General features: G+C 69.8%; 10 protein-coding genes and 1 pseudogene. 3 read left to right on the forward strand and 8 right to left on the reverse strand.

What is annotated here, in order from left to right:
• Positions 1 to 98: 98 nt before the first annotated feature.
• Both AC1D2K_RS26130 and AC1D2K_RS26135 read right to left on the reverse strand, forming a co-directional pair.
• Positions 99 to 707, reverse strand: coding sequence for an OmpA family protein (locus tag AC1D2K_RS26130; protein ID WP_478092183.1), 609 nt, complete (start codon positions 705 to 707; stop codon positions 99 to 101).
• Positions 704 to 1,210, reverse strand: coding sequence for a FecR family protein (locus AC1D2K_RS26135; RefSeq protein WP_478092185.1), 507 nt, complete (start codon positions 1,208 to 1,210; stop codon positions 704 to 706). Before AC1D2K_RS26135 ends, AC1D2K_RS26130 begins: the two co-directional genes overlap by 4 nt.
• Positions 1,211 to 1,338: 128 nt before the next feature.
• Here AC1D2K_RS26135 and AC1D2K_RS26140 point away from each other — a divergent pair.
• Both AC1D2K_RS26140 and dtd read left to right on the forward strand, forming a co-directional pair.
• Positions 1,339 to 1,536 (forward strand): annotated as a pseudogene (locus tag AC1D2K_RS26140) (cation efflux transmembrane domain-containing protein); the annotation flags it as partial.
• A 5-nt stretch (positions 1,537 to 1,541) separates the two neighbouring features.
• The gene (gene dtd / locus AC1D2K_RS26145; protein ID WP_478092186.1) at positions 1,542 to 1,982 is read left to right on the forward strand and encodes a D-aminoacyl-tRNA deacylase; all 441 of its coding nucleotides are present in this window, start codon (positions 1,542 to 1,544) and stop codon (positions 1,980 to 1,982) included.
• Positions 1,983 to 1,998: 16 nt separating this feature from the next.
• On the opposite strand, the gene ybeY is transcribed toward dtd, so the two are convergent.
• Complete coding sequence (ybeY, locus tag AC1D2K_RS26150; RefSeq protein ID WP_478092188.1) at positions 1,999 to 2,451, reverse strand: rRNA maturation RNase YbeY; 453 nt, start codon at positions 2,449 to 2,451, stop codon at positions 1,999 to 2,001.
• Position 2,452: 1 nt separating this feature from the next.
• Positions 2,453 to 3,400 carry a PhoH family protein gene (locus AC1D2K_RS26155; RefSeq protein WP_478092189.1) on the reverse strand — a complete coding sequence of 316 codons (948 nt, stop codon included), beginning with the start codon at positions 3,398 to 3,400 and terminating at the stop codon, positions 2,453 to 2,455.
• 33 nt (positions 3,401 to 3,433) lie between these two features.
• Here AC1D2K_RS26155 and ruvA point away from each other — a divergent pair, with 33 nt between their 5' ends.
• On the forward strand, positions 3,434 to 4,006 hold the full coding sequence (ruvA, locus tag AC1D2K_RS26160; protein ID WP_478092190.1) for a Holliday junction branch migration protein RuvA: 573 nt from the start codon (positions 3,434 to 3,436) through the stop codon (positions 4,004 to 4,006).
• Between the two features lie 19 nt (positions 4,007 to 4,025).
• Here ruvA and AC1D2K_RS26165 read toward each other — a convergent pair whose 3' ends face one another.
• From AC1D2K_RS26165 to AC1D2K_RS26180, 4 genes are all read right to left on the reverse strand, one after another.
• The gene (locus AC1D2K_RS26165) at positions 4,026 to 4,979 is read right to left on the reverse strand and encodes a phosphatidate cytidylyltransferase (RefSeq protein ID WP_478092191.1); all 954 of its coding nucleotides are present in this window, start codon (positions 4,977 to 4,979) and stop codon (positions 4,026 to 4,028) included.
• Complete coding sequence (locus AC1D2K_RS26170; RefSeq protein WP_478092193.1) at positions 4,976 to 5,662, reverse strand: lysophospholipid acyltransferase family protein; 687 nt, start codon at positions 5,660 to 5,662, stop codon at positions 4,976 to 4,978. The genes AC1D2K_RS26165 and AC1D2K_RS26170 overlap by 4 nt, the downstream gene beginning before the upstream one ends.
• Before the next feature lie 31 nt (positions 5,663 to 5,693).
• Positions 5,694 to 6,122, reverse strand: coding sequence for a hypothetical protein (locus AC1D2K_RS26175; protein ID WP_478092195.1), 429 nt, complete (start codon positions 6,120 to 6,122; stop codon positions 5,694 to 5,696).
• A partial coding sequence (locus AC1D2K_RS26180) for a phosphatase PAP2 family protein (RefSeq protein WP_478092197.1) occupies positions 6,115 to 7,154 on the reverse strand: 1,040 nt, incomplete at its 5' end. The genes AC1D2K_RS26175 and AC1D2K_RS26180, both read right to left, overlap by 8 nt.

Raw genomic sequence — 7,154 nt, forward strand, 5'->3', positions numbered from 1 at the left:
GTGAAACACCGCGGAACCGGCTTCGCCGGGCCGCTGGTGTTGCCCCCGGTAGGGGGTGGGAGGGCTACACGAAGTGAGCCCGACCTGGGGGCGAGCAACTACCTGACTTCGATGGTCACCCGGCGGTTGCGCGGCTCGTCGACGTCATCGGCCGTGCGCACCGCGAGCTCGCGTTCGCCGCGGCCCACGGCTTCGATACGGTTCGACGGGAAGTCGCGAACGAGGAAGAGCTGCCGAACTTCCAGGGCGCGGGTGAGCGACAGGTTGTCGTTGAGCGCCAGGGGGCCGACGGTGTCGGTGTGGCCGGTGACCACGATCTCGCCGCCGCTGCGCGCCAGGGCGGTCGCCAGGGCCTCGTTCATGGCGATCTGCGACGCCGCGGTCAGCACGATGCCGCCGGCTTCGAAATACACGGTGTAGCTCTGCGCCGGCGGTGGCATCAGGTCGAAGAGCATCTTGTTGTCCTGCTTCAGGCGCTCAGGATCGACCTTGTCGATCGTCGGCGCGCCGTGGGCGCCCTGCTTGGCGGTCGCGCGTTCGTAGGGTTGGGACAGCGTCTCTTCGCCGTCCTCGGTGCGCACCACCACGGCGGACGGCTGGCCGTCGGCCTGGGGCAGCAGCACCACGCGGGTACCCGGCGAGGAGCAGGCCGCGAGCAGGAGGGAAGAAACAACGACGAGAAGAGGGAGGAGACGGCGGACGGTCACGGCTGCGGATCCGCCTCGACGATGAAATCGGTGCCGCGGATGCCGATCACCGCGGTTTGCGTCTCGACGCGCACGGCATCGGGGTGGCTCCTGCCAATGAGTCCGGTGACCATCCGCAGGGTCCCGCGCAGCAGCGAGACCAGCATGCCGCCGTCCTGCGTGGTCGAGTCGAAATGGAACTGCTTGAGGTCGACCCGCGACGACGGACCGACCACCAGTGTCGTGCCGTCGCGCAGCACCACGCTGGCGCCCGAGTCGGCACCGGTCTGGAGGCGGTCGATGGGCGCCACGGCGTCGCCGGCACTCGCGGCCCGCGGCTTGCCATCGGCACTGAGCAGCTGGACGTCACCGCGCACGGATTTCACGATGCCGGCGCGTTCCTCGACCGCCACGGCGGGCTTGGTCGCTTCGGCCGAAGGGGTGCCGCCTGCACTTGTCTGGGCCGCCGCGCCGGAGACGGCAAGGGCGAAGCCGCACAGGACCAGGGTTGATTTTTTGTTCACGAACACACTTCCGCAACGATTGGGGACGTTGCGGTCGATGGTACGCGAGGGTGGGCGGACCGCGATAATCCGGCGGCGCCGCGTCTGCGCCATTGTTCGCACTTTGCTTTTCAGTTACTTTTCATCCCTTGAAATTCGCCTCGCTGAGTCCTGCCCAACTGCTCCGGGCGTCGATCGCGGTCGCCGTGGTCACGATCCTTCTCAAGGGCGCTGCAGGCTACGTGACCAACTCCATGGGGCTGATCTCGGACGCCATGGAGTCGTTCGTCAACCTGGCGAGTGCGACCTTCGCGCTGGCGATGGCGCGCGCCACGCAGAAGGAAGCGACACCATGAAGGCGCTGCTGCAGCGCGTGGCCGGCGCCCGGGTCGAGATCGCGGGCCGCACGGTCGGCGCCATCGACGCCGGACTGCTGGTGCTCTTGTGCGCCGAACGCGGCGATGGCGATCTGCTGGCCGACCGCCTGCTGGCGAAGATCCTGAAGCTGCGGATCTTCGCCGACGATGCCGGCAAGATGAACCGCAGCCTGCAGGACATCGGCGGCGGCCTGCTGGTGGTGAGCCAGTTCACGCTGGCCGCCGACGCGAGCGGCGGCAATCGCCCGAGCTTCACGCAGGCCGCACCGCCCGACGAAGGGCGGCGGCTCTACGAGTACTTCGTGGCCCGGGCGCGCGATGCGCATCCGGTGGTGGCGACCGGAGAGTTCGGCGCCGACATGCAGGTGCACCTGGTGAACGACGGTCCGGTGACCATCCCGCTGCAGATGCAGTAGCCGGCGCCGGGCCGAGTCAATACGGGTTGCGGATCCCGAGGCGCGCGAGGATCTCGATCTCGTGGGCTTCCATGGCTTCGGCGTCCGCCTCGCTGGTCTCGTGGTCCCAGCCTTGCGCATGCAGCGTGCCGTGCACCAGCAGGTGGGCGTAGTGCGCGGCCAGCGTCTTGCGCTGCTCCTTCGCCTCGCGCGCCACCACCGGCGCGCAGAGCACCAGGTCGGCCATCACGACCGGGGACTGCGCGTAGTCGAAGGTCAGCACGTTGGTCGCGTAGTCCTTGCCCCGGAACTCGCGGTTGAGTTGCTGGCCTTCGTCGGTATCGACGATGCGCACCGTGATCTCGCCGTCGGCATCGAGCGCGTGGCGGATCCAGCGGGTGACACTGTGGCGCGGCAGTGCGGCGCGATGGCGCTCGACGCCCTTGAAGCGGGCGAACTGCAGCGACAGTGAGAGGTCTGAGAGAGCCATGTCAGCGTGCGGTTGTGCGCTTGCGCGAGTTGTCGTAGGCATCGACGATGCGCGCGACCAGCGGGTGCCGCACCACGTCGGCGCTCGTGAAGCGCGTGATGGCGATGCCGTTGACGCGCTTGAGCACCCGCTCGGCGTCGATCAGTCCGCTCGGCTGCGTCTTCGGCAGGTCGATCTGGCTCACGTCGCCGGTCACCACCGCCTTGGCGCCGAAGCCGATGCGGGTCAGGAACATCTTCATCTGCTCGACCGTGGTGTTCTGCGCCTCGTCGAGGATCACGAAGGCGTTGTTGAGCGTGCGCCCGCGCATGAAGGCCAGCGGCGCGATCTCCAGCGCGTTGCGCTCGAAGGCCTTCTGCACGCGGTCGAAGCCCATCAGGTCGTAGAGCGCGTCGTACAGCGGTCGCAGGTAGGGATCGACCTTCTGCGTCAGGTCGCCGGGCAGGAAGCCGAGCCGTTCGCCGGCCTCGACCGCGGGCCGGGTCAGCACGATGCGCTGCACCGCGCTGCGCTCCAGTGCGTCGACCGCGCAGGCCACGGCGAGGTAGGTCTTGCCGGTGCCGGCCGGGCCGATGCCCAGCGTGATGTCGTGGTTGGCGATGTTGTCCAGGTAGACGCTCTGATTCGGCGTGCGCGCGCGCAGGTCGGTGCGCCGCGTGGCCAGCAGGATGGCGCCGTCCTCGGCCTCGGCCATCTCGCCGTCGCTGGCCAGGGTGAGCTGGACCACGGCGGGATCGATGACTCGCTGCGCGATTTCGTAGAGCGCCTGCAGCACCTCGAGGGCGCGCTGGGCGTTGAACTTGGGGCCGTCGATCTTGAACTGCTCGTGCCGGTGCGCGATCTTGACGTTGAGGGCTTCCTCGATGCGCCGCAGGTTCGCGTCGAGCGGGCCGCAGAGGTGGCCGAGGCGCGTGTTGTTGGGCGGGGCGAAGGTGTGTCGCAGAATCACGCGGATTTCATTTCAAAAGCGAAAAGGGCACCCATGATAGGCAAACTCACCGGCATCCTGGCCGAACGCAATCCGCCGCAGGTGGTGGTGGACTGCAACGGCGTCGGCTACGAGGTCGATGTGCCGATGAGCACCTTCTACAACCTGCCGGGCGCCGGCGAGCGGGTGTCGCTGCTGACGCACTTCGTGGTGCGCGAGGATGCGCAGGTCCTCTACGGCTTCGGCACGGCGCAGGAACGCGCGGCGTTCCGGCTCCTGATCAAGATCTCGGGCGTGGGGCCGCGCATGGCGCTGGGCGTGCTGAGCGGGCTGAGCGTGGGCGAGCTGGCGCAGGCGATCACGCTGCAGGAGGCCGGCCGGCTGGTGAAGATTCCGGGCATCGGCAAGAAGACCGCCGAGCGGCTGCTGCTCGAGCTCAAGGGCAAGCTGGGCGCGGACATCGCGGTGCCCGCGCATGCCGCCACCGACGCGCAGGCCGACATCCTGCAGGCGCTGGTCGCGCTCGGCTACAGCGACAAGGAGGCCGCGGCCTCGCTCAAGGCGCTGCCGAAGGACGTGGCGGTGGGCGAGGGGATCAAGCTGGCGCTGCGGGCGCTGGCGAAATAGCGCGCCGCGTACCGCGCCTTCAGGGCACCCACCAGTAGCGCAGCGCGTGGAAGTACACGGGCGCGGCGAAGACCACCGAGTCGAGCCGGTCCAGCATGCCGCCGTGGCCTTCGATCATGGTGCCCCAGTCCTTCACGCCGCGGTCGCGCTTGATCGCGGACATCACGAGGCCGCCGAAGAAACCCATGACGCACACGGTGAGCGCCATCAGCGCGGCCTGCCAGGGGTTGAAGGGCGTGGCCCAGTACAGCGCCGCGCCCAGCGCGGTGGCGCTGAGCACGCCGCCGACCAGGCCTTCCCAGGTCTTCGACGGCGACAGCTCCGGCGCCACCTTGCGCTTGCCGAAGAGCTTGCCCCAGACGTACTGCAGCACGTCGCTGCCCTGCACCACGATCACGAGGAAGGCGATCAGCAGCAGGTTGCRGCCCTCGAAGCCGGGAATCTGCAGCGTCAGCAGCGCCGGCACGTGGCTGATGCAGAACACGCAGACCATCAGGCCCCATTGCACCTTGGACGTGCGCTCCAGGAATCGCTTGGTGTCGCCGCCGACCGCGGCGAGGATCGGCAGCACGAGGAAGGCGTAGACCGGGATGAAGATCGCGTAGAGCCCGTACCAGTCGATCCAGATCAGCAGGTACTGCACCGGCAGCACGATGAAGAAGGCCGCCGCGATCGCATGGTGGTCGCCGCGCCGCGTGTAGGCCAGGCTCATGAACTCGCGCAGCGCATAGAAGGAGATCAGGTAGAACAGCACGATCACGCCGCCCTTGCCGAAGGCGAAGGCGAGGCCGATCACGGCGACCATCACCCACCAGGCGTTGACGCGCGAATTCAGGTTGTCGATCACCGAATGCGGCTCGCCGTGCGCGACCCGCCACTTGAGCAGCGCGCCGATGGCCGAGGCCAGCAGCAGAACGCCCGCGACGCCGCCGAACAGCATCAGCGTGGTGTGGGAAGAGACAGAGAAGGTCATGGTGCCGGGTCTTCCGCTTTGTCGTATTCGGGGCGCAGGTCGAGCATCGAGGCGCGGGCCCGGGCGATGAAGGCGGCCTTGTCCTCGCCGTCCGCCAGGCGCAGCGGCGTGCCATAGCGCACGGTGCAGGCCAGCGGGATCGGCACCAGCGTGCCCTTGGGCAGCACGCGCTTGAGGTTCTCGATCCACACCGGCACCAGCCGCACCTGCGGAAAGGCGCGTGCCAGGTGGTAGAGCCCGCTCTTGAGCGGCAGCAGCGTCTCGTCGCCGGTGTTGCGGGTGCCTTCGGGGAACATGATCAGCGAGTCGCCGGAGCGCAGCGCCTCGGTCATCTGCTCGACCGGGTTGGCCGTGGTGCCGCTCGCCGCGGAGCCGTCCCGGCGGATCATCAGGGCGTTGAACACGTCCTGGCCGATGAAGCGGCGCAGCGCCGATGCCTCCCAGTAGTCCTGCCCCGCGACCGGCCGCGTGAGGGCGCGCAGATCGGGCGGCAGCGTGGCCCACAGCAGCACGAAGTCGCCATGGCTCGTGTGGTTGGCGAAGTAGAGGGTCTGCTCGGCCAGGGGTGTGCTGCCGGCCCAGATGGCGCGCACGCCGGTCAGAAGCCGCGCGAAGACCACGATCAGCCAGGCCGAGGCGATGGCGGCGAGCCTGCGCAGGCCCCCGGAAGGGGAAGGACTCATGGGAACTCCTAGGGATTCTTGGGGGCAGGGCTCAGTCCAGCAGGACGAGCGCCAGGATGAAGACGACGGTCTGCGTGGCCACCACGATGCCGTGGCGCTGCATCAACTGCCGGGTTCCGAGGACGCGCTCGGCGAGCGGGCGGGTGGCGTCGGCGGCGCGCCGCAGGCCCAGCTTCTCGAGTGCGCCATCGAGCGCGGGCAGGTTGGCGATGGCGCCGCCGGCGAGCCCCTCGAACAGCGTGGCGTCGAGGCGCAGGCGCAAGGCCAGGTAGCGTTCCGGCAGGCCGAGCAGGCCAACCAGGGCGTAAGACGCCCAGGCCGCAGCCGGCAGCGAGCGCCCGGTCAGCGACAGCACCACGCCGGCGATCGCCGCGAGCGCGAGACCCCAGAAGGCGATCGCGCCGCTCGCGCGCAGCAGGCCGGCGGTGGCGACGCACAGGGCGCGGTCGCTCTCATTCATGGCGCGGATCTCCCAAGGTGGGCAGCTCTTCGAGCCGCGCCAGCCAGCCGGCGCGCAGCACGATCTGCGGTCGCGCCCGGCGCACCGTTTCGTGCGCACCGGCGAGCGTGCCCTCGGCCCCGTGCAGTCCGAGCCACCCGACCACCGAGGCCGCGCTGCGCGAGAAGCCGAGCGCGCAGCAGACCCATACCGACTGGCCGCCGCGGCGCTGTCCCTCGATCACCGCGACCGCCCGCCGCAGCTGCGGGACGGAGGGCACGGCCAGGTCCAGCATCGGCACRCAGCGCGCATGCGGCACCGGCGGCAACTGCAGTTCGGCGCACAGGCTCACGAGCCGCGGCTCGCCGGCGGCGCGCCATTCGGCCAGGGTCGGCAGGCGCCCCAGGCGCAATCCGGGCGCCACTTCGGCCGATGCCGGCAGCCGCCGCGTCCAGAGCCAGGCGTTGAGGGCGGCGCCGAGCCGGTAGGGCGCAAACAGCCAGCGGGCGGCCCAGTGCATGCGGCCGTGCCGGTCCATGCAGAACCCGCGCGCGCCCAGGCCCGCATAGTTGAGCGCCACCAGCGCCAGCGACAGGGCCGCCCAGCCGAGCCACAGCGCGGTGCCGTGCAGGCCGAGCGCGATCGCCAGGCACAGCAGGGCGCCGGCGGCGTAGAAGCCCGCGAGCTTCCAGCGCTGCGGATCGCGCGCCAGCCGCCACGCGCGCGGCAGCGCGACCACGCGCTCCAGCGGCCACAGCCAGACGCACAGCAGGCCCAGCAGCGCGCCGGTCGGGATGTCGATGAAGTGATGCTGCCAGGTCGTCAGCACCGAGGCGGAGATCGCGAAGGCCCACAGGTGCAGCACGGCGCGCGCCCAGCGCGCATGGATCAGGCGGCGGTACCAGTCCCACAGGATCACGGCCAGCGCGATGTGCAGCGAGGGGGCCTGGTTGAAGGGCTGGTCGAAGCCGCGCAGCGCATTGAACAGGAAGGCCGGCGCGCCCTCGACCGCGGGCTGCCCGAAGCTGAAATGCAGCGGCCACAGCACGAAGC

The sequence above is a fragment of the Variovorax sp. P1_H12_2 genome (genome assembly GCF_056405335.1).

What these genes read in the sequence shown, in the direction of transcription:
- ruvA (WP_478092190.1), top strand. Translation starts at nt 3,434, where the DNA reads ATGATAGGCAAACTCACCGGCATCCTGGCCGAACGCAATCCGCCGCAG.
- dtd (WP_478092186.1), top strand. Translation starts at nt 1,542, where the DNA reads ATGAAGGCGCTGCTGCAGCGCGTGGCCGGCGCCCGGGTCGAGATCGCG.
- AC1D2K_RS26175 (WP_478092195.1), bottom strand. Translation starts at nt 6,122, where the DNA reads ATGAATGAGAGCGACCGCGCCCTGTGCGTCGCCACCGCCGGCCTGCTG.
- AC1D2K_RS26170 (WP_478092193.1), bottom strand. Translation starts at nt 5,662, where the DNA reads ATGAGTCCTTCCCCTTCCGGGGGCCTGCGCAGGCTCGCCGCCATCGCC.
- ybeY (WP_478092188.1), bottom strand. Translation starts at nt 2,451, where the DNA reads ATGGCTCTCTCAGACCTCTCACTGTCGCTGCAGTTCGCCCGCTTCAAG.